Source organism: Pseudomonas petrae, assembly GCF_021728295.1.
GTDB classification, from domain to species: domain Bacteria; phylum Pseudomonadota; class Gammaproteobacteria; order Pseudomonadales; family Pseudomonadaceae; genus Aquipseudomonas; species Aquipseudomonas petrae.
In genome coordinates, this window is the sequence record NZ_JAKJXE010000008.1 from 106,668 (window position 1) to 129,866 (window position 23,199).

Annotated in this window: 18 protein-coding genes and 2 tRNA genes; 16 read left to right on the forward strand and 4 right to left on the reverse strand. The window is 61.7% G+C overall.

The features are described 5' to 3' along the window. The first annotated feature begins 40 nt into the window (after window positions 1-40). Complete coding sequence (uvrB, locus tag L4G42_RS15485) at window positions 41-2,056, forward strand: excinuclease ABC subunit UvrB (RefSeq protein ID WP_237254824.1); 2,016 nt, start codon at window positions 41-43, stop codon at window positions 2,054-2,056. A 245-nt stretch (window positions 2,057-2,301) separates the two neighbouring features. Here the strand turns inward: uvrB and L4G42_RS15490 are convergent, their stop codons facing one another. Continuing rightward, a complete protein-coding gene (locus L4G42_RS15490; RefSeq protein ID WP_474001584.1) occupies window positions 2,302-3,852 on the reverse strand; it encodes an MDR family MFS transporter in 1,551 nt (516 codons plus the stop codon). Then, window positions 3,842-4,897 (reverse strand): HlyD family secretion protein, encoded by a 1,056-nt coding sequence (locus tag L4G42_RS15495; protein WP_237254825.1) that lies wholly within the window; start codon window positions 4,895-4,897, stop codon window positions 3,842-3,844. The genes L4G42_RS15490 and L4G42_RS15495 overlap by 11 nt, the downstream gene beginning before the upstream one ends. A 256-nt stretch (window positions 4,898-5,153) precedes the next feature. Between L4G42_RS15495 and gltX the strand changes: the two genes are divergently transcribed. From gltX to L4G42_RS15530, 7 genes are all read left to right on the forward strand, one after another. Then, a complete protein-coding gene (gene gltX / locus L4G42_RS15500) occupies window positions 5,154-6,635 on the forward strand; it encodes a glutamate--tRNA ligase (protein ID WP_237254826.1) in 1,482 nt (493 codons plus the stop codon). A 218-nt stretch (window positions 6,636-6,853) separates the two neighbouring features. Continuing rightward, window positions 6,854-6,929: transfer RNA gene (locus tag L4G42_RS15505), tRNA-Ala, on the forward strand. An 83-nt stretch (window positions 6,930-7,012) separates the two neighbouring features. Continuing rightward, a tRNA-Glu gene (locus tag L4G42_RS15510) sits at window positions 7,013-7,088 on the forward strand. A gap of 209 nt (window positions 7,089-7,297) precedes the next feature. Further along, window positions 7,298-7,837 carry a TetR/AcrR family transcriptional regulator gene (locus L4G42_RS15515; RefSeq protein ID WP_237254827.1) on the forward strand — a complete coding sequence of 180 codons (540 nt, stop codon included), beginning with the start codon at window positions 7,298-7,300 and terminating at the stop codon, window positions 7,835-7,837. A 398-nt stretch (window positions 7,838-8,235) separates the two neighbouring features. Next, on the forward strand, window positions 8,236-8,676 hold the full coding sequence (locus tag L4G42_RS15520; protein WP_237254836.1) for an acyl-CoA thioesterase: 441 nt from the start codon (window positions 8,236-8,238) through the stop codon (window positions 8,674-8,676). Between the two features lie 75 nt (window positions 8,677-8,751). Then, a complete protein-coding gene (locus L4G42_RS15525; RefSeq protein ID WP_237254828.1) occupies window positions 8,752-9,711 on the forward strand; it encodes a tRNA dihydrouridine synthase in 960 nt (319 codons plus the stop codon). Window positions 9,712-9,825: 114 nt separating this feature from the next. Beyond that, window positions 9,826-10,269: an Hsp20 family protein gene (locus L4G42_RS15530; RefSeq protein WP_237254829.1), complete on the forward strand. Its 444-nt coding sequence runs from the start codon at window positions 9,826-9,828 to the stop codon at window positions 10,267-10,269. A 453-nt stretch (window positions 10,270-10,722) separates the two neighbouring features. Here the strand turns inward: L4G42_RS15530 and L4G42_RS15535 are convergent, their stop codons facing one another. Beyond that, window positions 10,723-11,610, reverse strand: a complete 888-nt coding sequence (locus L4G42_RS15535) for a LysR family transcriptional regulator (RefSeq protein ID WP_237254830.1) — start codon at window positions 11,608-11,610, stop codon at window positions 10,723-10,725. A gap of 155 nt (window positions 11,611-11,765) precedes the next feature. On the opposite strand from L4G42_RS15535, the gene leuC reads away from it, so the two are divergent. The 4 genes from leuC to asd all read left to right on the forward strand — a co-directional run bounded on the left by leuC (window position 11,766) and on the right by asd (window position 16,293). Then, window positions 11,766-13,190, forward strand: coding sequence for a 3-isopropylmalate dehydratase large subunit (leuC, locus tag L4G42_RS15540; protein WP_237254831.1), 1,425 nt, complete (start codon window positions 11,766-11,768; stop codon window positions 13,188-13,190). Between the two features lie 10 nt (window positions 13,191-13,200). Beyond that, window positions 13,201-13,845 (forward strand): 3-isopropylmalate dehydratase small subunit, encoded by a 645-nt coding sequence (leuD, locus tag L4G42_RS15545; RefSeq protein WP_237254832.1) that lies wholly within the window; start codon window positions 13,201-13,203, stop codon window positions 13,843-13,845. 171 nt (window positions 13,846-14,016) lie between these two features. Then, window positions 14,017-15,099, forward strand: a complete 1,083-nt coding sequence (gene leuB / locus L4G42_RS15550; RefSeq protein WP_237254833.1) for a 3-isopropylmalate dehydrogenase — start codon at window positions 14,017-14,019, stop codon at window positions 15,097-15,099. Between the two features lie 81 nt (window positions 15,100-15,180). Further along, window positions 15,181-16,293, forward strand: coding sequence for an aspartate-semialdehyde dehydrogenase (gene asd, locus L4G42_RS15555; RefSeq protein WP_237254834.1), 1,113 nt, complete (start codon window positions 15,181-15,183; stop codon window positions 16,291-16,293). A 956-nt stretch (window positions 16,294-17,249) separates the two neighbouring features. Here the strand turns inward: asd and L4G42_RS15560 are convergent. After that, the gene (locus L4G42_RS15560; RefSeq protein ID WP_237254124.1) at window positions 17,250-18,389 is read right to left on the reverse strand and encodes an acyltransferase family protein; all 1,140 of its coding nucleotides are present in this window, start codon (window positions 18,387-18,389) and stop codon (window positions 17,250-17,252) included. 392 nt (window positions 18,390-18,781) lie between these two features. Here L4G42_RS15560 and L4G42_RS15565 point away from each other — a divergent pair, with 392 nt between their 5' ends. The 4 genes from L4G42_RS15565 (at window position 18,782) to L4G42_RS15580 (ending at window position 23,161) form a co-directional block, all read left to right on the forward strand. Next, on the forward strand, window positions 18,782-19,798 hold the full coding sequence (locus tag L4G42_RS15565; protein ID WP_237254125.1) for a 2-dehydro-3-deoxygalactonokinase: 1,017 nt from the start codon (window positions 18,782-18,784) through the stop codon (window positions 19,796-19,798). A gap of 1 nt (window position 19,799) precedes the next feature. Beyond that, window positions 19,800-20,435 carry a 2-dehydro-3-deoxy-6-phosphogalactonate aldolase gene (locus L4G42_RS15570; RefSeq protein WP_237254126.1) on the forward strand — a complete coding sequence of 212 codons (636 nt, stop codon included), beginning with the start codon at window positions 19,800-19,802 and terminating at the stop codon, window positions 20,433-20,435. Window positions 20,436-20,518: 83 nt separating this feature from the next. After that, entirely contained in the window at window positions 20,519-21,667 is a 1,149-nt protein-coding gene (gene dgoD / locus L4G42_RS15575) for a galactonate dehydratase (RefSeq protein WP_065986272.1), read from the forward strand. 180 nt (window positions 21,668-21,847) lie between these two features. Then, window positions 21,848-23,161, forward strand: coding sequence for an MFS transporter (locus L4G42_RS15580; RefSeq protein WP_237254127.1), 1,314 nt, complete (start codon window positions 21,848-21,850; stop codon window positions 23,159-23,161). The last annotated feature ends 38 nt before the right edge of the window (window positions 23,162-23,199 follow it).

The window sequence follows — 23,199 nt, forward strand, 5'->3', positions numbered from 1 at the left end:
TGCAGGATTTATCTGGCAGCGGCCCGTCCAGAGGTACGTTATGTCCGAGTTTCAGCTCGTTACCCGTTTTGAGCCGGCCGGCGATCAACCGGAGGCGATTCGTCAGTTGGTTGAAGGCATCGACGCCGGGCTGTCGCACCAGACCCTGCTGGGTGTAACCGGTTCGGGCAAGACCTTCAGCATCGCCAACGTCATTCAGCAAGTGCAGCGCCCGACCCTGGTGCTGGCGCCGAACAAAACCCTGGCCGCCCAGCTGTACGGCGAGTTCAAGGCGTTCTTCCCGAACAACTCCGTCGAATACTTCGTTTCCTACTACGACTACTACCAGCCAGAAGCCTACGTGCCGTCGTCGGACACCTTCATCGAGAAGGACGCGTCGATCAACGACCACATCGAGCAGATGCGCCTGTCGGCGACCAAAGCCTTGCTGGAGCGCAAGGACTCGATCATCGTCACCACAGTGTCGTGCATCTACGGTCTGGGCAGTCCGGAAACCTACCTGCGCATGGTTCTGCACGTGGATCGCGGCGACAAGCTCGATCAGCGCGCCTTGCTGCGCCGTCTGGCCGATCTGCAGTACACCCGCAACGACATGGATTTCGCCCGCGCGACCTTCCGTGTGCGCGGCGACGTGATCGACGTCTTCCCGGCGGAATCGGACCTGGAAGCCATCCGCATCGAGCTGTTCGACGACGAAGTCGAAAGTCTCTCCGCCTTCGATCCGCTGACCGGCGAAGTGATTCGCAAGCTGCCGCGCTTCACCTTCTACCCGAAGAGCCACTACGTGACCCCGCGCGAAACGCTGCTGGACGCGATGGAAGGCATCAAGGTCGAGCTGCAGGAACGTCTGGAATACCTGCGCGGCGCCAACAAGCTGGTGGAAGCGCAACGTCTGGAGCAGCGCACTCGTTTCGATCTGGAGATGATCCTCGAACTGGGTTACTGCAACGGCATCGAAAACTACTCGCGCTACCTGTCCGGCCGTCCGTCCGGCGCGCCGCCGCCGACGCTGTACGACTACCTGCCGGCTGACGCGCTACTGGTGATCGATGAATCCCACGTCAGCGTGCCCCAGGTCGGCGCCATGTATAAGGGCGACCGCTCGCGTAAAGAAACGCTGGTGGAGTACGGTTTCCGCCTGCCGTCCGCGTTGGACAACCGGCCGATGCGTTTCGATGAGTGGGAAAACGTCAGCCCGCAGACCATTTTCGTGTCAGCGACGCCGGGTAGCTACGAGGCCGAGCACGCGGGCCGCATCGTTGAGCAGGTGGTGCGGCCGACCGGTCTGGTCGACCCGCAGATCGAAATCCGTCCGGCGCTGACCCAGGTCGACGACTTGCTCTCGGAAATCCACAAGCGCGTGGCGATCGAGGAACGGGTACTGGTGACCACGCTGACCAAGCGCATGTCCGAAGACCTCACCGATTACTTGGCCGACCACGGCGTGCGCGTGCGTTACCTGCACTCGGACATCGACACCGTCGAGCGCGTCGAGATCATCCGCGACCTGCGCCTGGGCACCTTTGACGTGCTGGTGGGGATCAACTTGCTGCGCGAAGGTCTGGACATGCCGGAAGTGTCGCTGGTAGCGATTCTCGATGCCGACAAGGAAGGCTTCCTGCGGTCCGAGCGCTCGCTGATCCAGACCATTGGCCGGGCCGCGCGTAACCTCAACGGCCGGGCGATTCTGTACGCCGACCGCATCACGGGTTCGATGGAGCGCGCGATTGGCGAAACCGATCGTCGTCGCGAGAAGCAGATCGCCTTCAACCTGGCCAACGGCATCACGCCGAAAAGCGTGATCAAGGACGTCGCCGACATCATGGAAGGCGCCACCGTGCCCGGTTCGCGCAGCAAGAAGCGCAAGGGCATGGCCAAGGCCGCCGAAGAAAACGCCAAGTACGAAGCCGAACTGCGCTCGCCGAGCGAAATCACCAAACGCATTCGTCAGCTGGAAGAGAAGATGTACCAACTGGCCCGCGACCTGGAGTTCGAGGCCGCGGCACAGATGCGCGACGAGATCGGCAAACTGCGGGAGCGGTTGTTGGCGGTGTGATGCCGCGAGAACGCGCGGACTGTCGTGATGGCGCAGACTGTCGTCACGGCGCCATTCAATCCGTAGGAGCCGGCTTGCTGGCGAACGCGTTCTACCCGTCACCCCCCCGGCGACTGACACACAGCATTCGCCAGCAAGCCGGCTCCTACAGAGATTGCATTGATTCAAATCACCAAGGAGGTGGCCGGTCTGACGCTTTCGCGGGCAAGCGCGCTCCTACAGACGCGCGCCAGACCGCTGATTAATCAATGGGCCGCGCCACTCTTGACCCCCGACGGCAGCTTCCGCGTCAGCAACACCGCCAGCATGCTGACCCCCAGCGCAATCCCGACAAAATGAAACGCGTCGTTGTAGGCCATGATCGCTGCCTGTTGATGGGCGATCTCGCTGAGCTTGCCCAACGCCGCTGTTTCCCTGCCCAGCCGGTCGGTGAGCATCGCCATGCGCTCGGCCACTTGCGGGTTGGCGGGGGAGATCGATTCACGCAAATAGTCGAAGTAGGTCTTGGTCCGCGCATCCAGCAACGTTGCCAGCAGCGCAATGCCGATGGCGCCGCCCAGGTTGCGCAGAATGTTGAACAGGCTCGACGCCGACCCCGCATCCTGGGGCTGAATAAACGCCGTTGCGATCAGTGAGATGGTCACCATGATCAACGGCTGACCGAGCGCCCGCACGATCTGAATATGGTTGAACTGCGGCCCGGCGAAATCCGGATTGAGCACGCCGGACGAAAAGCTCGCCAGCCCGAACAAACCAAACCCCAGCGTACACAGCAGCTTGGGCGAAATGACCTTCATCAGTTGCGGCACCAGCGGAATCAGGAATAGCTGGGGCACGCCCATCCACATGATCACTTCGCCGATCTGCTGCGCGTTGTAGCCCTGAATCTGCGCCAGGTACAGCGGCAGCAAGTAGATCGACCCATAAAAGCCGACGCCCATGCCGACGCTGGAAATACTCGACAGCCCGAAATTGCGGTTGCCGAGAATGCCCAGGTTGATCAACGGTTTCGCCTTGGAAAGCTGAATGATCACAAAGCTGATCAGGCTCACCAGCGCAATGCTGCCCAGGCCGACGATCAGGTTCGATTCCAGCCAGTCCTTGCGATGCCCCTCTTCAAGAAACACCTGCAGGCAGCCCAGCCCGACGCCCAGCGTGACGATGCCGGCGTAGTCGGTGCTCTTGAGCAATTCCCAGTGCGGGGCTTTTTTTTCCAGCCCGTAAAGCAGCCCGCCGATCATCACCAGCCCCGGCGGGATGTTGATGTAGAAGATGTATTCCCAGCCGAAATTCTCCGTCAGCCAGCCGCCCAGGGTCGGGCCGATGGAAGGGGCGAAGGTGGCGGTCATGGCAAACAGCGCCATGCCCTTGGCCCGGTGATGCTCCGGCAGTTTGATCAAGGTCAGGGTAAACGCCAGCGGGATCAACGCGCCACCAGTGAAGCCCTGCATGGCGCGGAACATGATCATGCTCTCCAGGCTCCAGGCCATCGAGCAGAGCAGGGACGACAGCAGAAACCCCACCGACACCCAGACCGCCAGCCGGCGCGCCGAGAGCAACTGCACCAGCCAGGCCGTCAGCGGGATCATGATGATTTCCGCGACGAGGTAGGACGTGGAAATCCACGAGCCTTCTTCCAGCGTCGCCGACAGTGCGCCCTGAATGTCCTTGAGCGACGAGTTGGTGATCTGGATGTCGAGCACCGCCATGAATGCGCCGAGCATCACACTCATCACGGCAATCCAGTCGCGCCGGGTCGGTTCGCCGACCGGGCGGATCAGCTCGTCACCGGCCACGTTGCGGGTCGTTCGCCGGCCGGATATCGACCGAAACGGTCACCGACATGCCCGGGCGGATCTTGCCGTGCAGCGGGTTGTCCGGCGCGAAGGTCAGCTTGAGCGGGATGCGCTGCACGACCTTGGTGAAGTTGCCGGTGGCGTTGTCCGGCGGCAGCAGGCTGAACTGCGCACCGGAGGCGGCAAACAGGCTGTCGACGCGGCCCTCGATGGGCGTGCCGGGAAAGCTGTCGAACGTCAGCTGGGCGATCTGACCGATCTCCATGTGCTCGATCTGGGTTTCCTTGAAATTGGCCTGGACCCAGATGTCCTCGTCGGGCACGATCGACAGCAGATACGCGCCGGCCTGAACGAACTGACCATTGCGCGCCGCCCGCTGGCCGACCAGCCCGCTGAGGGGCGAGTGGATTTCGGTGCGCTGCACATTAATCTGCGCTTGAGCCAAGTCGGCGCGGGCGGTGGCGATCTGCGCGTCGAGGCGCTTGATCTCGGCGTTCAGCGCGTTGACCTGCTGGCGCTGACTCTGGGCATCGGCCTGGGCCTTGGTGACCTGGGAGCGAGCGACGTTGCTGTCGGCGGTCATGGTCGTGACCTGCGCTTCCGAGACAAAGCCCGGGGTGCGCAGCTTTTGCAGCCGCGCCAGGTCCAGTTGCGTGCGCCCAAGGGTCGCCTGATTCGCTTGCACCTGCGCATCGCTGGCGGCGATCAGGCTCGACTGCTGGGTCAATCGGCTCTGGGCTTGCAGGCGTTCCGCTTCGCGGGTTGCCAGGGTCGCCTGAGCCCGGTCGATGGCCAGGCGGAAATCATCCGGCTCAAGCCGCACCAGCAACTGGCCTTTTTCCACGTGCTGGTTGTCCTGCACCAGCACCTCGTTGATCCGCGCGCCGAGCTGGCTGGACACCCGGGTGATTTCACCCTGTACGTAGGCGTTGTCGGTGGACTCGTGAAAGCGTCCCTTCAGGTACCACTGGGCGAAGAAGGCGAGGGCGATCAGCAGGACCACCCCGAGGAAGATGAACAGGCGGCGCTTGAGTTGGGCGGGCATGGGCGTTCTGGATGATTGGAATGTAAGCAAATTTATCAGGATTGGCGGTCTGGCACCTAGCCATCGTCGCGATCATGACCGCCACTGATGGCGTGGCATGCGTTGCGAGACGCCTTGCAACTCGCTCAGGGCGCTGAGGGCAGGGCCGCCCGTCTCGTCATCGCCACGATTGTGCAGTCCGTCAGCGCCGAGGCTGGAGCCGCGCAGGCCGCGCCTGTTAACATTCGCGGCTTGTTCGACCTATCCGGGATTTTCCATGACCACCGTTCGCACCCGCATCGCGCCATCGCCCACCGGCGACCCCCACGTTGGCACGGCCTACATCGCGCTGTTCAACTATTGCTTCGCCAAGCAGCATGGCGGCGAATTCATCCTGCGCATTGAAGACACCGATCAACTGCGCTCGACCCGCGAGTCCGAACAACAGATTTTCGACGCCCTGCGCTGGCTCGGCATCGAGTGGAGCGAAGGCCCCGACGTAGGCGGTCCCCATGGCCCGTATCGCCAGAGCGAGCGCGGCGACATCTACAAGAAGTACGTGCAGGAACTGGTCGATGCCGGTCATGCCTTCCCGTGCTTCTGCACCGCCGAAGAGCTCGACCAGATGCGCGCCGAGCAGACCGCCCGGGGCGAAACCCCGCGTTATGACGGCCGCGCGCTGCTGCTGTCGAAAGAAGAAGTCGAGCGCCGCCTGGCCGCTGGCGAACCCCATGTGATCCGCATGAAGGTCCCGAGCGAAGGCGTCTGCGTGGTGCCGGACCTCCTCCGTGGCGAAGTCGAAATCCCGTGGGACCGCATGGACATGCAGGTCCTGATGAAGACCGACGGCCTGCCGACCTACTTCCTGGCCAACGTCGTCGACGACCACCTGATGGGCATCACCCACGTGCTGCGCGGCGAAGAATGGCTGCCGTCGGCGCCGAAGCTGATCCTGCTCTACGAATACTTCGGCTGGGAAAAACCGGCGCTGTGCTACATGCCGCTGCTGCGTAACCCGGATAAGAGCAAGCTGTCCAAGCGCAAGAACCCGACCTCGGTGACGTTCTACGAGCGCATGGGCTTCATGCCGGAAGCGATGCTCAACTACCTGGGCCGCATGGGCTGGTCGATGCCCGACGAGCGCGAAAAGTTCTCGCTGGACGAAATGGTCGAGCACTTCGACCTGACCCGCGTGTCCCTGGGCGGCCCGATTTTCGACATCGAGAAACTGTCATGGCTCAACGGCCAATGGCTGCGTGAACTGCCAGTGGAAGAGTTCGCCACCCGCGTGCAGAAGTGGGCGTTCAACAGCGACTACATGATGAAGATCGCGCCCCATGTTCAGGGACGCGTCGAGACCTTCAGCCAGATCGCCCCGCTGGGCGGCTTCTTCTTCGCCGGTGGCGTGACGCCGGACGCCAGGCTTTTCGAGCACAAGAAGCTGTCGCCAGAACAGGTGCGCCAGGTCATTCAGTTGATTCTGTGGAAGCTGGAATCCCTGCGTCAGTGGGAGAAGGACAAGATCACCGGGTGCATTCAGGCGGTGGTCGAGCACCTGGAGCTGAAGTTGCGTGACGCCATGCCACTGATGTTTGCCGCCATTACCGGTCAGGCGAACTCGGTATCGGTCACCGACGCGATGGAGATTCTGGGCCCGGACCTGACCCGTTTCCGTCTGCGCCAAACGCTGGACATGCTGGGCGGCGTGTCGAAGAAAGAGAACAAAGAGTGGGAAAAGCTGCTCGGCGCCATTGGCTGAGTGGCTACCTGAGTGAGCCCGGGCCATTGAGCAATTGCCCAATGGCCCGGCGTGAGCCGGTTTTCCGGGAGGCGGTAAGTGATTGTTATCCCGGAAAATTCTTTTGGAATTGTTTGAAAAAGAGTTTGACAGCTTTGTGGGTCGCACTTAATATGCGCCCCGTCCACACGGCAACGCAGAAACACGCGGTAACGCGGCGTTCTCTGTCAGTGTATTGTGGGGCTTTAGCTCAGCTGGGAGAGCGCCTGCATGGCATGCAGGAGGTCAGCGGTTCGATCCCGCTAAGCTCCACCAAATTAGAAGCTTCAAGGTTCGCTTTATTGCCTTGAAGTTTGTCCCGCTTCGGAACCAGCACTGATGCGGTACGCAAGGGTTACGTCCCCTTCGTCTAGTGGCCTAGGACACCGCCCTTTCACGGCGGTAACAGGGGTTCGAGTCCCCTAGGGGACGCCACGATTTCTCGCTCTGCGAGACCAAGGGTCATTCGATTATTGAATGGCCCTTTTGTTTTTCCGGGGTTTGAGTTCTCAGTTCCTTCTTTGTTTACCTCGTCTTCGTTCATCTCTCATCTAATCCGCCTGTCAGTCATCTCAAATGCCTGATGCGTCCTTGCCAAAGCAGATGATGAAGATAATATTATCGCCATCATCCCGGAGGCGGTCATGAACGATAAAAAAGCACAGACCCGCGAACGTATTCTTACTGCTGCCAGCACTGCACTGATCGCGCGCGGCCCGATCGAGCCCAGCGTCAACGAGATCATGGGCGCAGCCGGGCTCACGGTGGGCGGCTTCTACGCGCATTTCGACAGCAAGGAAGCGCTGATGCTTGAAGCGTTCAGCCAGTTGCTGGCCGAACGCCGTGAGATGGTCGCCGGCATCGACGATCAACTGCCAGGTGAGGAACGCCGCGCGCTGTTGGCGGCGTTCTACCTGTCGCGCAGGCACCGCGACGCCCAGGAGCACGCGTGCCCGCTGCCGACGGCGATAGGGGAGATGGCGCGTCTGTCCGACGACTTCCGCAACGCCCTGGCCGAACACGTCGAACTGATGGTGGCGCAACTCGCCGCCAGCCCTGAAGAAACCGACAAGACCCTGGCCGACATCGCATTGATGGTCGGCGGTCTGGCACTCGCCCGAGCCCTGGGGCCGAGTGAGCTGTCGGATCGCGTGCTGAGGGCGGCGAAGTCGGCGGTGCTCTGAGTCAGTCAGGACATTCTGTGTCGCCTGCATTCCTGTAGTAGGACCGGCTTCAGCCGGGAAGAGGCTGGTCTGGACACCATATTCTGCGGGGTGACATCCGACGCTTTCCCGGCTAAAGCCAGTCCTGCGGAATGCGCAGCGCTTTCCTGGCTCAAACGGGATCCCACTGAATCCCCGCGCCTTTGTAGGACCGGCTTCAGCCGGGAAGAGGCCAGCGCGACACCATCGATTCTGCGGTGTGACATCCGACGCCTTCCCGGCTAAAGCCGGTCCTACGAAAACACCGCGCACCCGTAGGACCGGCTTCAGCCGGGAAGAGGCCATTGGGGTCGGCATCAGTTTTGTCCGATGCTTTTGGTTACACTGCTCCGGTGATGAATTTGATAGGGCAGGAAGACATGGTCTGGGATCTGGAAACGCCGTTCGTCATCGATCTGCAGGTAGGCGAGGAAGATATCGACGGCTTGGGTCACGCCAACAACGCCGTGTACGTCACTTGGCTAGAACGCTGCGCATGGCGGCATTCCCAGCGGCTGGGCCTGGACCTGACCGAGTACCGCCGACTCGACCGGGCCATGGCCGTGGTCCGGCATGAGATCGACTACCTGGCCAGCGCCTATGAGGATGACCAGCTGCAACTGGCGACCTGGATCGTCGACTGGGACCAGCGCCTGAAGATGACCCGCCGCTTTCAGCTGAAACGTCCCAGCGACGGCGTGACCCTGCTGCGTGCGCAAACCACCTTCGTCTGCATCGAGTTGTCGTCGGGCAAACCCAAGCGCATGCCGAGCGAATTCATCGACGGATACGCCGCCGGCCTGCACCGCGCGATCTCCTGACGTCCGGCGCGCGTAAACCGTATCCAATCCGCCGGTCTCTGCGTAAACTGCCGGACTTTTTTTCGAGTGTGACCCATGCAAATTGCCCTGGCGCCCATGGAAGGCCTGGTCGACGACATCCTGCGCGACGTGCTGACTCAAGTCGGCGGCATCGACTGGTGCGTAACCGAATTCATCCGGGTGACCGAGCGTTTGCTGCCGGAGCATTACTTCCACAAGCTCGCGTCCGAACTGTTGCAGGGCTCGAAAACCCGCGCCGGCGTGCCCTTGCGTGTGCAGCTGCTGGGTTCAGACCCGGTGTGCCTGGCCGAGAACGCTGCCTTCGCGGCCGAGTTGGGCGCGCCGGTCATCGACTTGAATTTTGGCTGCCCGGCCAAGACCGTCAACAAATCCCGGGGCGGGGCGGTGTTGCTCAAGGAGCCGGAGCTGCTGCACACCATCCTCAGCCATGTGCGCCGCTCCGTGCCGGCGCACATTCCGGTCACCGCCAAGATGCGCCTGGGCTACGACAGCACCGAGCCGGCCCTTGATTGCGCCCGGGCCCTGGAAGCGGGCGGGGCGGAACACATCGTTGTCCACGCCCGCACCAAGGTCGACGGCTACAAGCCGCCGGCGCACTGGGAGTGGATCGGCAAGATTCAGGACGTGGTGAAGATTCCGATCATTGCCAACGGCGAGATCTGGACCGTCGACGACTGGCGCCGCTGCCGGGAAATCTGCGGGGCCCGCGACATCATGATCGGCCGCGGTCTGGTGGCGCGTCCGGACCTGGGTCGGCAGATCGCCGCCGCACAAGCAGGGCGTGAAGTCATCCCCATGACCTGGGCGGAGCTGCAGCCGCTTCTGCGCGATTTCTGGCTGCAGGCCATGGCCAAGATGACCCGCGTGCAGGCGCCGGGCCGGCTCAAGCAATGGGTGGTGTTGCTGACCAAAAGCTACCCCGAAGCGACCTTGCTGTTTGATGCCCTGCGCCGCGAAACCGACTGCGACCGGATCAGCCAGATGCTCGGTGTGAGCGTGCCGGAAGCCGCCTGAAAATTTTTTTGGATGAGGCTTGAAACGCAAATGGCCGTCCCTATTTTGGGATTACGCGATGCCGAAGGCGGGTCGCGGCGATAACCACTTGCTGATTTATCAGGAGATTTTCAGATGACTACTGCATTTTCCCTGGCTCCACTGTTCCGTCACTCCGTTGGCTTCGACCGCTTCAACGACCTGTTCGAGTCGGCGGCGCGCAACGAGTCCGCCAGCAGCTACCCTCCCTACAACGTCGAGAAACACGCTGATGACCAATACCGCATCGTCATCGCGGCGGCGGGTTTCCAGGAGGAAGATCTGGAGCTGCAAGTCGAGAAGGGCGTATTGACCGTCACTGGCAACAAGCGCGAGAACACCGCGGAAGGCGTGACCTTCCTGCACCAGGGGATCGCCCAGCGTGCATTCAAGCTGTCGTTCCGCCTGGCTGACCACATCGAGGTCAAGAACGCTGCTTTGGCCAATGGCCTGCTGAACATTGATCTGCTGCGCCTGGTGCCTGAAGAGGCCAAGCCAAAACGCATCGAAATCAATGCCCGGAAAACCCTGACTCATTAATTCCGAGCCAGGTAAAAAGGCGCCCTCCTGGGCGCCTTTTTTATTTCTGTCGCGTGCCCATCGCGAGTGTGGCGCCGATCAGAATTCATGACTGCTGCGCAGCCGATCGCGGGCAAGCGCGCTCCTACGCCCTCCGGGCAGAATCAAAAGCTCAACCTGACACCCAACCAATTCCGGATCCCCGCAAAACCTGTAGGAGCGCGCTTGCCCGCGAATGCAATCATCCAGATGAAGCAGCGCAGAATGACCCACCGCGTTCGCCAGCAAGCCGGCTCCTACGGATTTCGCGCTCAGCCACGATTCCTGATTCGCCGCAAACGGGCGCGAATATCACGCTCAGCCACGACTGATCATTTTCCGAAAAACCGGTGTAGGAGCGTGCTTGCCCGCGAATGCAGTCTGTCAGTCGCCTGAATGGGTGAGGTCGAGCGGGGTTCGCCAGCAAGCGCGCTTCTACAATTGCTCCAGCCCGGCGGCCTGGGCATCGAGCAGCGCCATGAATGCCCGCGCCGCGTTAGAGAGCGTGCGTTCCGTGTGGACGATATACCCCAGCCGGCGGCGCAACTGGATACCCGGCAACGGGATGGGCGTGACCTGCTCGTCGAGCATGGTCCGGGGCAGCACGCTCCAGGCCAGTCCGATGGACACCATCATCTTGATCGTCTCCATGTAGTTGGTGCTCATGGCGATATTCGGCTTCAGGCCTTGGGCCTCGCACAGCTCGCTGACGATGTGGTGGGTGAACGTGTTCTCGCCCGGAAACACCGCCGGGTAGCGGGCGAGGTCGGCCAGGCTGACGTTGGCCTGGGTTGCCAGTGGGTGCTCGGGCGCGGCGACGAAGTCCAGCGGGTCGTCCCAGACCCTCACTGCCTTCACCAGCGCGTGGGGCTCGGGCGCCAAGGTGATCACTGCCAGTTCCGCACGGCCATGGAGGATTTCTTCGTAGGCCACTTCGGAATCGAGAAACTGAATGTCCAGCGCAACGTCTGGATAGGTCTTGGTAAACGCCCTCAATAACGTAGGCAACCGGTGCAGACCGATGTGGTGACTGGTCGCCAGGGTCAGGCGGCCGGTGACTTCCCCGGTCAGGTTGGTCAGCGCACGACGGGTGTCGTCCAGCACATTGAGGATCTGATAAGCGCGGGGGAGCAGGGCGCGTCCGGCTTCAGTCAAGCTCACTTCGCGACCCAGTCGATCAAAAAGTCGCACGTCCAGCTGTTGCTCCAGGCCGGCAATGCGCTTGCTGACCGCTGGCTGAGTCAGGTGCAGGCGCTCACCGGCCGCTGAGAAGCTGCCCAGCTCGGCGATGGCAATAAAGGCATTGAGATTAGCCAGATCCATCTCGGATTCCTGTTGGTTATGCAAAGCATGAAAAATATGAATTTGAGTTATTTAAGCATATTCCATAGCATCATCCCCACAAGCCAAGGGTCTTTGCGGTGTCATTGCGACATCGGCGGCCGGGGCATAGAAATACGCTGATGAGGAACCGTCTGATGGCCGGCAAAACGCTCTACGACAAGCTCTGGGATTCGCATTTGGTCAAGCAGCGCGACGATGGCTCCGCGCTGCTGTACATCGACCGTCACATCATCCACGAAGTGACTTCGCCTCAGGCTTTCGAAGGCTTGCGCCTGGCCCGACGCAAACCATGGCGCATCGACGCCAACGTCGCGACCGTCGACCACAACGTGCCGACCACCCCGGACCGCAAGGACGGCGTCGACGCCATTGTCGATCAGGTGTCGCGCTTGCAGGTCAAGACCCTGGATGACAACTGCGACGAGTACGGCATCACCGAATTCAAGATGAACGACATTCGTCAGGGCATCGTTCACGTCATCGGCCCTGAGCAGGGCGCGACGTTGCCGGGCATGACCGTGGTCTGCGGCGATTCGCACACCTCGACCCACGGCGCTTTCGGCGCGCTGGCCCACGGCATCGGCACTTCCGAGGTCGAACACGTCCTCGCGACCCAGTGCCTGGTCGCCAAGAAAATGAAGAACATGCAAGTGAAGGTCGAAGGCAAGCTGCCGTTCGGCGTCACGGCCAAGGACATTGTCCTGGCCATCATCGGCAAGATCGGCACCGCCGGCGGTAACGGCCATGCCATCGAATTCGCCGGCAGCGCCATTCGCGATCTGTCCGTCGAAGGCCGCATGACCATCTGCAACATGTCCATCGAAGCCGGCGCTCGGGTAGGGCTGGTGGCGACCGATGAAAAGACCATTGCCTACGTGAAGGGTCGTCCTTTCGCACCGACTGCCGAGCAGTGGGACGCAGCGGTTGAAGCCTGGAAGGACCTGGTGTCCGACGACGACGCGGTGTTCGACACCCTGGTTGAGCTCGACGCGACCCAGATCAAGCCGCAAGTCAGCTGGGGCACCTCGCCGGAAATGGTCGTGGCCGTGGATCAGCATGTGCCCGATCCGGCCCAGGAAACCGATCTGGTCAAGCGTGGCTCCATTGAGCGCGCATTGAAGTACATGGGGCTTAAAGCCAATCAGGCGATTACCGATATTCAACTGGATCGCGTGTTCATTGGCTCGTGCACCAACTCGCGGATCGAAGACCTGCGCGCCGCAGCGGAAATCGCTAAAGGCCGCAAAGTAGCGTCTACCATCAAGCAGGCGATCGTTGTGCCGGGCTCGGGTCTGGTGAAGGAACAGGCAGAGCGGGAAGGGCTGGACAAGGTCTTCATCGAGGCCGGTTTCGAATGGCGCGAGCCGGGCTGCTCGATGTGCCTGGCGATGAACCCGGACCGCCTTGAGAGCGGCGAGCACTGCGCGTCGACCTCCAACCGCAACTTCGAAGGCCGTCAGGGCGCCGGTGGACGTACTCACCTGGTCAGCCCGGCGATGGCGGCAGCGGCAGCGGTCAACGGCCGTTTCGTCGACGTTCGCACCATGAGCCAGGCATAAGGAGCCCCGTATGAAGCCTTTTACCCAACACACCGGTCTGGTCGCTCCGCTGGATCGCGCCAACGTCGACACCGATCAGATCATCCCCAAGCAGTTCCTGAAGTCGATTCGCCGTACCGGCTTTGGTCCGAACCTGTTTGACGAGTGGCGCTACCTCGACGTGGGCCAGCCATATCAGGACAACAGCAAGCGTCCGCTGAACCCGGATTTCGTGCTCAACGCCGAGCGCTACCAAGGCGCCAGTGTCTTGCTGGCTCGGGAAAACTTCGGCTGCGGCTCGAGCCGCGAACACGCCCCGTGGGCGCTGGAGGAGTACGGCTTTCGCAGCATCATCGCGCCGAGCTACGCGGACATCTTCTTCAACAACAGCTTCAAGAACGGCCTGCTGCCAATCATCCTGAGCGAAAGCGAAGTCGATGAGCTGTTCAAGGTGGTCGAGGCGACGCCGGGTTACCAGTTGAACGTGGATCTGCAAGCGCAGACCGTGACCCGTGAAGATGGCAAGGTGTACCGCTTTGAAATCGACGCCTTCCGCAAGCACTGCCTACTCAACGGCCTGGACGACATCGGCCTGACCCTGGTGGACGGCGAGGCGATTGCCGCGTTCGAGAGCAAGCACCGCGCCAGTCAGCCTTGGCTGTTCAGGGATGCCTAATTGATACACGGTCTGTAGGAGCCGGCTTGCTGGCGAACCTGTTGGGTCAGGTTTGAAAATGAGGCTGACACCCCCTGTTCGCCAGCAAGTCGGCTCCTACAGACGGCATAGCACCTGCTTACATCATCGGCGCTTTTTAAGCGCCGATGCACTTATTGAAACGAGGACGTTATGAGCAAGCAGATTCTGATTCTCCCAGGTGATGGCATCGGTCCGGAAATCATGGCCGAGGCGGTCAAGGTGCTGGAACTGGCCAGTGAGAAATATCAGCTGGGTTTCGAACTGAGCCACGACGTCATCGGCGGCGCGGCCATCGACAAGCACGGCGTGCCACTGGCAGACGAGACCCTTGAGCGCGCCCGTTCGGTTGACGCGGTGCTGCTCGGCGCCGTGGGCGGCCCGAAATGGGACGCCATCGACCGCGACATCCGTCCGGAGCGCGGCTTGCTGAAAATCCGCTCGCAACTGGGCCTGTTCGCCAACCTGCGCCCGGCGATTCTTTATCCGCAACTGGCCGGTGCGTCGAGCCTCAAGCCTGAAATCGTGGCCGGCCTGGACATCCTCATCGTCCGTGAGCTGACCGGTGGTATCTACTTCGGCGCGCCGCGTGGCACCCGCGAGCTGGAAAACGGCGAGCGTCAGTCCTACGATACGTTGCCGTACAGCGAGAGCGAGATCCGCCGCATCGCCCGTGTCGGCTTTGACATGGCGCGCGTGCGTGGCAAGAAGCTCTGCTCGGTGGACAAGGCCAATGTGCTGGCGTCCAGCCAGTTGTGGCGCGAAATCGTCGAGCAGGTCGCCAAGGATTACCCGGACGTCGAACTCAGCCACATGTACGTCGACAACGCCGCCATGCAGCTGGTCCGCGCACCGAAGCAGTTCGACGTGATCGTGACCGACAACATGTTCGGCGACATCCTCTCCGACGAAGCGTCGATGCTCACCGGTTCCATCGGCATGCTGCCGTCGGCGTCGCTGGATTCGAACAACAAGGGCATGTACGAGCCTTGCCACGGTTCGGCGCCGGACATCGCCGGCAAAGGCGTGGCCAACCCGCTGGCGACGATTCTGTCGGTGTCGATGATGTTGCGTTACAGCTTCAACGAACACACCGCCGCCGACGCCATCGAAAAGGCCGTGAGTCTGGTGCTGGATCAAGGCTTGCGCACCGGCGACATCTGGTCCGAAGGCAATGCCCGTGTCGGGACGCAGGAAATGGGCGACGCCGTAGTCGCCGCGCTGCGCAATCTGTAATATCTCGGGCCCACGACTGTCAGGTTGAGCCCTGTGGCTCTCTGCGGTCGGGGCCCCACTTTTAATTAAGGTGTAGTTGCGATGAAACGTGTAGGTCTGGTCGGTTGGCGCGGGATGGTCGGTTCCGTGCTCATGCAGCGCATGCTGGAAGAGCAGGATTTCGATCTCATTGAGCCGGTTTTTTTCACCACCTCCAACGTCGGCGGCCAAGGCCCGTCGGTGGGCAAGGACGTCGCGCCGCTGAAAGATGCCTACAGCATCGACGAGCTCAAGACTCTGGACGTGGTGCTGACCTGCCAGGGCGGCGACTACACCAACGAAGTATTCCCCAAGCTGCGCGAAGCGGGCTGGCAGGGTTACTGGATCGACGCGGCGTCGTCCCTGCGCATGCAGGACGATGCGGTGATCATCCTCGACCCGGTTAACCGCAAGGTCATCGACCAGCAGCTGGATGCCGGCACCCGGAATTACATCGGCGGCAACTGCACCGTCAGCCTGATGCTGATGGGCCTGGGCGGGCTGTTCGAGGCCGGTCTGGTGGAGTGGATGAACGTCATGACGTATCAGGCCGCTTCCGGCGCCGGTGCGCAGAACATGCGTGAGCTGATCAAGCAGATGGGCGCGATCAATGCGTCGGTGGCCGACGAGCTGGCGAACCCTGCCAGCGCGATTCTGGACATCGACCGCAAGGTTGCTGACGCGATGCGTGGCGAGGGCTTCCCGACCGAGAATTTCGGGGTGCCGCTGGCGGGCAGTCTGATCCCGTGGATCGACAAGGAGCTGCCGAACGGTCAGAGCCGCGAGGAGTGGAAAGGGCAGGCGGAGACGAACAAGATTCTGGGTCGTTTCAAGAGCCCGATTCCGGTCGATGGCATCTGCGTGCGCATCGGCGCGATGCGGTGCCACAGTCAGGCGCTGACGATCAAGCTGAACAAGGATGTGCCGATCGCCGACATCGAGGGGATGATCAGTCAGCACAACCCGTGGGTGAAGCTGGTGCCGAATAATCGCGAAGCGAGCATTCAGGAGCTGAGCCCGACGTCGGTGACCGGGACGTTGAATATTCCGGTGGGGCGTTTGCGTAAGTTGAACATGGGTTCGCAGTATCTGGGCGCGTTTACCGTGGGCGACCAGTTGTTGTGGGGCGCGGCCGAGCCGTTGCGTCGGATGCTTCGGATTCTTTTAGAGCGTTGATCACCCGGTGGATCTGTGGCGTGGCCTAGTACGTCAAGATCAAGAGCGTCTGCCTAAGGGCAGACGTTTCGCCTTCGGCGAGTTACTTGGAAAAGCACCCCAAGTAACCAAGGGTGCTTGCTCCTGGTTTGGTTCCTCCTTCGTCGGAATACCCTCACTCCGGTCCCGCTCCGTGGGCCCGCGCCGAACGGGCATCCATGCCCTGACGGCGCTCTCGCCGCATCCATGCGGCTCGACCCACTCCGCGAAACCTCCGTTCAGCCTGCACCCAAGTCGCGATTTGTGTCGTCTGGACTTTTTGTGCACGGAGATCAAGATCAAAAGCGCGTTTAAAGCAGATCAAAAGCTTCCCGGCTAAAGCCGGTCCCACAGGTGCGCGCGGTTTGTTAGTGGGACTGGCTTTAGCCGGGAAGGCGCCGGTTCATTCACCATCGATTATCCGATCGTTCCCACGCTCCGCGTGGTAATGCCGCCTAGGACGCTCCGCGTCCTGCAGAAGATGTGCATCAAACCACCGATCTGACGCGGAGCGTCACAGGATGCATTCCCACGCGGAGCGTGGGAATGATCAAATCACCATCAATTTCGCGGCGCGCCCACTGACGCTTTCCCGGCTAAAGCCAGTCCTACTAACACCGCGCACACCTGTGGGACCGGCTTCAGCCGGGAAGCTTTTGATCTTGCACTTGATCTGCCTTTGCTCTTGCAACACAAGAAGTCCAGACACCGCCAATCGCGACTTGGGTGCAGGCTGAACGCAGGTTTCGCGGAGTGGGCCGAGCGGCATGGATGCCGCGAGAGCCGCCCCCCGCCATGGATGGCGGATGGCGGCGGGCCCACGGAGCGAGACCGGAGTGAAGGAACCCTGACGAAGGAAGGGCCCAACCGAGAGCAGGCACCCTTGGTTACTTGGGGTGCTTTTCCAAGTAACTCGCCGAAGGCGAAACCCGAGGCCGTTAGGCCGACGCCCTTGATCTTGATCCTGATCTTAACCCCGCCCGAAACCGCATGCCCGGCATCTCGACATACCGGTGAACCAACATCGAAACCACCACAACCGCCACCACCACCAACAGCAACAACAGATTGTCGTTCAACGCACTGCCCGTGCTCAAATACCGCACCAGCGACCCCGGAATCTCACCCGGCTTATCCACCAACAACGGATAACCGCCAAACTTCGCTGCCAGTGTCAGCCCGGTCGCGATGACGAAAATCACCGCCGCATGGGTCAGATAAATCGACAGCCACAACTTGCCCAGCGCCGGAAACACCCGCACCTGCAACAGCCGCGACACCACCCCGGCCTCCCAGGCGAACACCAGAATGCCCAGGCAAAACAACAGCGCCAGCTCAATCGTCAGTGGGGCGTCGCCGTCCACCATCAGCCAGCCGATGGTCGCCAATACCCCCACCTCAAGCACACTCGCCAGCACGATCCCCGGCGCGAAATTCCGCAGCCTCGCGTACAGCCGATACGTCACCGTGCCCGCGAAAAAACAGGCCGCGCCCCACAACACATAACGCGTCAGCAGATCGGAATCCGCGAACAACCCGACAAACGCCAAACCGCCCAGCAGCGTAAAAATCATCCGTGCCATCCCCGGCAGCGCGTAGCAGACCAGCCCGAAAATCAGCCACAGATAAAACGCGACGCTGACCCACCACGAGGGATAGTTGAACGACAGCGCATTGAAGCCCGGCCACCACGCCTGAATCAGCAACAGATTGGGCAGGATCTCACCAGGCGCCCGGTCACCACTGAACGCCGGGAAATTCAACAGCAGCCCGTAGCGCTCCAACACCAGCTTCGAACACTCGAAACCGATGAAGAACAACAGCACCGCGATGTGCAGCGGCATGACCCGGCAGGCGCGGGCAATCATGAAGTCGCCCAGCTGCCGCGAGGTGTTCAGCGTGCCCACGTAGCGCCGGTAAATCAGAAACCCGCTCAGGGCGAAGAACAAACCGGCGAACTGGCTGGCATTACGGAAAAACGACAGCTCGGTGATGCTTCGCTCGATGTGCGAGTGATGAACAATCAGGGTCAGGGCGCAGAGACCGCGCAGGCTGTCGAGCACGAGGAATCGCTTCATCTTCCGGATCCTTTTCAGATGAGTTAAGCGTGCGGGCACGCGAACAGGCGCCAGCAGGCGTGCAGGGCAGAGAGCGAAAGGGTGGGGCATGACAGGAAAGTTACCACCTTCGGCGCTGGGCTGATGAGTGGCGCAAGCAGTGTGAAAAACAGAAGGTGACGTATCGCTGGGTGGAGCCAAAAGCTAGCACGGGGTTCGTGAAAGTTTTGCCAGCGACGGTCCGCAGTATGCCCGAACCGTAAAGCCATCCGGAACAGGCAATCGCCGAAATGTCACTGCCTCACAACGGCCCGTCCCAATATATGGGATAGAACTTTATATATTGAGATTAAGGGTGCAACAGGTTTATAGTCCGCTCCGCATTCACTCATTAATAACAATCAGGTGAAGCCATGCAGGCGCAATTGATCGCGCTCGACTGGGGTACGACATCCCTTCGCGCGTATCGACTCGGCGAACACGGCCGGGTACTGGAACAACGCTCGCTCAGCGCGGGCATCATGCAGCTGCCATCGACGCCCCGTTCGATCGGCGGGCAGCAGGTTTCCAACGGATTCGAACTGGCTTTTGACGAAGCCTGCGGCGACTGGCTCGACGCCGAACCGACGCTGCCGGTGATCGCCTGCGGCATGGTCGGCAGCGCCCAGGGCTGGCGCGAAGCGGTCTATCAGCAGACGCCCGCCAGCGTTGCAGCGCTCAGTTCTGCGTTGGTCACGGTGCGCAGCGTGCGCGGCGTCGACGTTCACATTATTCCCGGCATCCTGCAGCGCTCCGAGCTGCCCAATGTGATGCGTGGCGAAGAAACCCAAGTCCTCGGCATTCTCGACTCGCTGCCCGCCAGCGAAGCCGCCAAGCCCTTGTTGATCGGTCTGCCCGGCAGCCACTCGAAGTGGGTGAGGGCGGTGGACGGCCGGATCGAGCATTTCGATACCTTCATGACCGGCGAGGTCTACGCCGCGCTGTCCAGCCACACCATTCTCGGCCGCACGATGCAGCGCAGCGAGACCTTCGACGCTGAAGCGTTTGACCGAGGCGTGGCGGTGTCGCGGTCGGCCAACGGTGCGGCAGGTCCGCTGTCGACCATCTTCAGTTGCCGCACGCTCGGCTTGACCGGCGAGTTGTCCGGCACCGCGCAATCCGATTACTTGTCCGGCCTGTTGATCGGCCATGAAATCGTCGCGCTGGCGCAACTGTTGCGCCAGGCCGACGCGCAGCTGCCTGCCGTGATCCTGATCGGCAGTGACGCTTTGATCGCACGCTATCAGCGCGCCCTCGATGCCAACGGCTTTGCCCAAGTGATCCTGGCGCAGCAGGCTACCGAGCGTGGCCTCTGGCAGGTCGCGGTGCAGGCCGGTCTGATTCAATCCTCCTCTTCGGCCGCTGCCCGGCCCCTTCACGTAGAGAACTGACATGCTCAAGCAAGCCCTCGTGCAAAACGGTCTGGTCGCGATTCTGCGCGGCCTGCGCCCTGAAGAAGCGCCGGCCATCGGTGATGTCCTGTACACCGCCGGTTTCCGCGTCATCGAAGTGCCGCTCAATTCCCCGCAGCCGTACGACAGTATCCGCCTGCTGCGTCAGAGCTTGCCCGCCGATTGCCTGATCGGTGCGGGCACGGTGCTGACGCCGGAGCAAGTGCGCCAGGTCAAGGAAGCCGGCGGCCAGGTCATCGTCATGCCCCACAGCGACCCGAAGGTGCTGCGCGCGGCCAAGGCCGAAGGCCTGTTCCTGTCCCCGGGCGTGGCGACACCGACCGAAGCCTTCGCGGCGCTGGCCGAAGGCGCCGACGTACTGAAGATGTTCCCAGCCGAGCAAATGGGCCCGGCGGTGGTCAAGGCCTGGCTGGCGGTGTTGCCGGCCGGCACGGCGCTGATTCCGGTCGGCGGCATCACCCCGGACAACATGAAAGTCTTCCTCGACGCCGGCGTGTCCGGTTTCGGCTTGGGTTCGGGTCTGTTCAAGCCGGGCATGAGCGCCGATGACGTTGCCAAGAGCGCCAAGGCCTACGTGGATGCCTGGAACCAGCACAAGCCTGCAAACAAACAGTGACCCACCTGCTCGTTGCGCCATCGAGGCTGTGTTTTTGAGCAAGTGCGCTAACAGCATGTGTTTTTGAATAAGAGAGACAAGACATGAAAATCACGAAACTCACGACTTACATCGTTCCGCCGCGCTGGTGCTTCCTGAAAGTCGAGACCGACCAGGGCGTCACCGGTTGGGGCGAGCCTGTCGTCGAAGGCCGCGCCCACACCGTGGCTGCAGCGGTTGAGGAACTGTCCGACTATTTGATCGGCAAAGATCCACGCAATATCGAAGACATCTGGACCGTGCTGTATCGCGGCGGCTTCTACCGGGGCGGCGCCATTCACATGAGCGCGCTGGCGGGCATCGATCAGGCGCTGTGGGACATCAAGGGCAAGGCGCTGGGCGTGTCGGTCAGCGACCTGCTCGGTGGCCAGGTGCGGGACAAGATTCGGGTGTATTCGTGGATCGGCGGCGACCGTCCGGCTGACACCGCGCGTGCCGCAAAAGAAGCGGTGGAGCGTGGCTTCACTGCGGTGAAAATGAACGGTACCGAGGAGCTGCAGTTCCTCGACACCTTCGACAAGGTCGATCTGGCCCTGGCCAACGTCGCCGCTGTGCGTGATGCCGTAGGACCGAACGTGGGCATCGGCGTCGATTTCCACGGTCGCGTGCACAAGCCGATGGCCAAAGTGCTGATGAAAGAGCTGGACCCGTACAAGCTGATGTTCATCGAAGAACCAGTGCTCAGCGAGAACTACGAAGCGCTGAAGGAACTGGCGCCGTTGACCAGCACGCCGATCGCCCTGGGCGAGCGCCTGTTCTCCCGTTGGGATTTCAAACGCGTATTGAGCGAAGGCTACGTCGACATCATCCAGCCGGATGCTTCCCACGCCGGCGGTATCACCGAAACCCGCAAGATCGCCAACATGGCCGAAGCCTATGACGTGGCACTCGCGCTGCATTGCCCGCTGGGCCCGATTGCGCTTGCGGCGTGCCTGCAACTGGACGCCGTTTGCTACAACGCGTTCATTCAGGAGCAGAGCCTGGGCATTCACTACAACGAAAGCAACGACCTGCTCGACTACATCAAGAACCCCGAAGTCTTCGACTACGACAAGGGCATGGTGAAGATCCCGAATGGCCCGGGCCTGGGTATCGAGATCAACGAAGAGTACGTCAAGGAACGCGCCGCCATCGGCCACCGCTGGCGCAACCCGATCTGGCGCCACGCCGACGGCAGCTTTGCCGAGTGGTGATTGATCCCTGGGATTGAGCCCAACTGATCGTTCCCACGCTCTGCGTGGGAATGCATCCCCCGACGCTCCGCGTCGACTGCCGGACGCAGAGCGTCCAGAGCGGTGTTACCACGCAGAGCGTGGGAACAATCAATTTATGAAACTCCAGACCTCAGATAACCATAAAAAGAGGCATTTCCCATGCGCACACAGACTGTTCCCCAGGCGCGGGCGACCACCGCCACGCCGACCCGCAAACGCTTTTTCATCATGGTGCTGCTGTTCATCACCGTGGTGATCAACTACCTCGACCGCAGCAACCTGTCCATCGCCGCGCCCGCACTGACCAGCGAGCTGGGCATCGACCCGGTGCACGTCGGCCTGATCTTCTCCGCGTTCGGCTGGACATACGCCGCCATGCAGCTGCCCGGCGGCTGGCTGGTTGATCGCGTTCCGCCGCGTATCCTCTACACCGTGGCGCTGGCGCTGTGGTCCATCGCGACCATCTTCCTCGGATTCGTTGGCAGCTTCATCGGCCTGTTCGTCCTGCGCATGGCCGTCGGCGCGCTGGAGGCCCCGGCCTATCCGATCAACAGCCGGGTCGTCACCGCCTGGTTCCCGGAAAAGGAACGCGCCACCGCCGTAGGCTTTTACACCTCCGGCCAATTCGTCGGCCTGGCGTTCCTGACCCCGGTGCTCGCGTGGCTGCAGACCCGTTACGGCTGGCACATGGTGTTCGTGGCCACCGGCGGCGTCGGCGTGCTCTGGGCGGCGATCTGGTACATGGTCTACCGCGAACCGCGTGACTTCAAAGGCATCAACCAAGACGAGATCGACCTGATCAAGGACGGCGGCGGGCTGGTCGACATGCAGACCGATGCCTCGAAACGCAAGAGCGGTTTCAGCTGGCAGGACCTGGGCATCGTGCTGACCAAGCGCAAGTTGTGGGGCATCTACCTGGGCCAGTTCTGCTTGAACTCGACGCTGTGGTTCTTTCTCACCTGGTTCCCGACCTACCTGGTCAAATACCGCGGGATGGACTTCATCAAGTCGGGCCTGTTGGCGTCGCTGCCGTTCCTCGCGGCCTTCGTCGGCGTGCTCTGCTCGGGGTTCTTCTCCGACTGGTTGATCCGCCGCGGTCACACCGTGGGTTTCGCGCGCAAGACGCCGATCATCGCCGGGCTGCTGATCTCCACCTCGATCATCGGCGCCAACTACGTTGATTCGACCCCATTGGTGATCGCCTTCCTGGCGCTGGCCTTCTTCGGCAACGGTCTGGCGTCGATCACCTGGTCGCTGGTGTCGACCCTCGCCCCGGCGCGGCTGCTGGGGCTGACCGGCGGCACGTTCAACCTGATCGGCAATCTGGCGGCGATCGCCACACCGATCGTCATTGGCTTCCTGGCGTCGGGTGATTCCTTTGCGCCAGCGATCACCTACATCGCCGTTCTGGCGTTGCTCGGGGCGTTGTCCTACATCCTGTTGGTGGGCAAGGTCGAACGCATCGAGTTGTAATGACGCTGTGCAGACGCTGAGCAGATTTTGTGCAGCGC

Coding starts and splice junctions, on each gene's coding strand:
- L4G42_RS15525 (WP_237254828.1), top strand. CDS start 8,752: ATGCAAATTGCCCTGGCGCCCATGGAAGGCCTGGTCGACGACATCCTG.
- asd (WP_237254834.1), top strand. CDS start 15,181: ATGAAACGTGTAGGTCTGGTCGGTTGGCGCGGGATGGTCGGTTCCGTG.
- L4G42_RS15560 (WP_237254124.1), bottom strand. CDS start 18,389: ATGAAGCGATTCCTCGTGCTCGACAGCCTGCGCGGTCTCTGCGCCCTG.
- leuB (WP_237254833.1), top strand. CDS start 14,017: ATGAGCAAGCAGATTCTGATTCTCCCAGGTGATGGCATCGGTCCGGAA.
- L4G42_RS15515 (WP_237254827.1), top strand. CDS start 7,298: ATGAACGATAAAAAAGCACAGACCCGCGAACGTATTCTTACTGCTGCC.
- L4G42_RS15535 (WP_237254830.1), bottom strand. CDS start 11,610: ATGGATCTGGCTAATCTCAATGCCTTTATTGCCATCGCCGAGCTGGGC.
- uvrB (WP_237254824.1), top strand. CDS start 41: ATGTCCGAGTTTCAGCTCGTTACCCGTTTTGAGCCGGCCGGCGATCAA.
- dgoD (WP_065986272.1), top strand. CDS start 20,519: ATGAAAATCACGAAACTCACGACTTACATCGTTCCGCCGCGCTGGTGC.
- L4G42_RS15565 (WP_237254125.1), top strand. CDS start 18,782: ATGCAGGCGCAATTGATCGCGCTCGACTGGGGTACGACATCCCTTCGC.
- L4G42_RS15580 (WP_237254127.1), top strand. CDS start 21,848: ATGCGCACACAGACTGTTCCCCAGGCGCGGGCGACCACCGCCACGCCG.
- L4G42_RS15530 (WP_237254829.1), top strand. CDS start 9,826: ATGACTACTGCATTTTCCCTGGCTCCACTGTTCCGTCACTCCGTTGGC.
- L4G42_RS15570 (WP_237254126.1), top strand. CDS start 19,800: ATGCTCAAGCAAGCCCTCGTGCAAAACGGTCTGGTCGCGATTCTGCGC.
- leuC (WP_237254831.1), top strand. CDS start 11,766: ATGGCCGGCAAAACGCTCTACGACAAGCTCTGGGATTCGCATTTGGTC.
- gltX (WP_237254826.1), top strand. CDS start 5,154: ATGACCACCGTTCGCACCCGCATCGCGCCATCGCCCACCGGCGACCCC.
- leuD (WP_237254832.1), top strand. CDS start 13,201: ATGAAGCCTTTTACCCAACACACCGGTCTGGTCGCTCCGCTGGATCGC.
- L4G42_RS15495 (WP_237254825.1), bottom strand. CDS start 4,897: ATGCCCGCCCAACTCAAGCGCCGCCTGTTCATCTTCCTCGGGGTGGTC.
- L4G42_RS15520 (WP_237254836.1), top strand. CDS start 8,236: ATGGTCTGGGATCTGGAAACGCCGTTCGTCATCGATCTGCAGGTAGGC.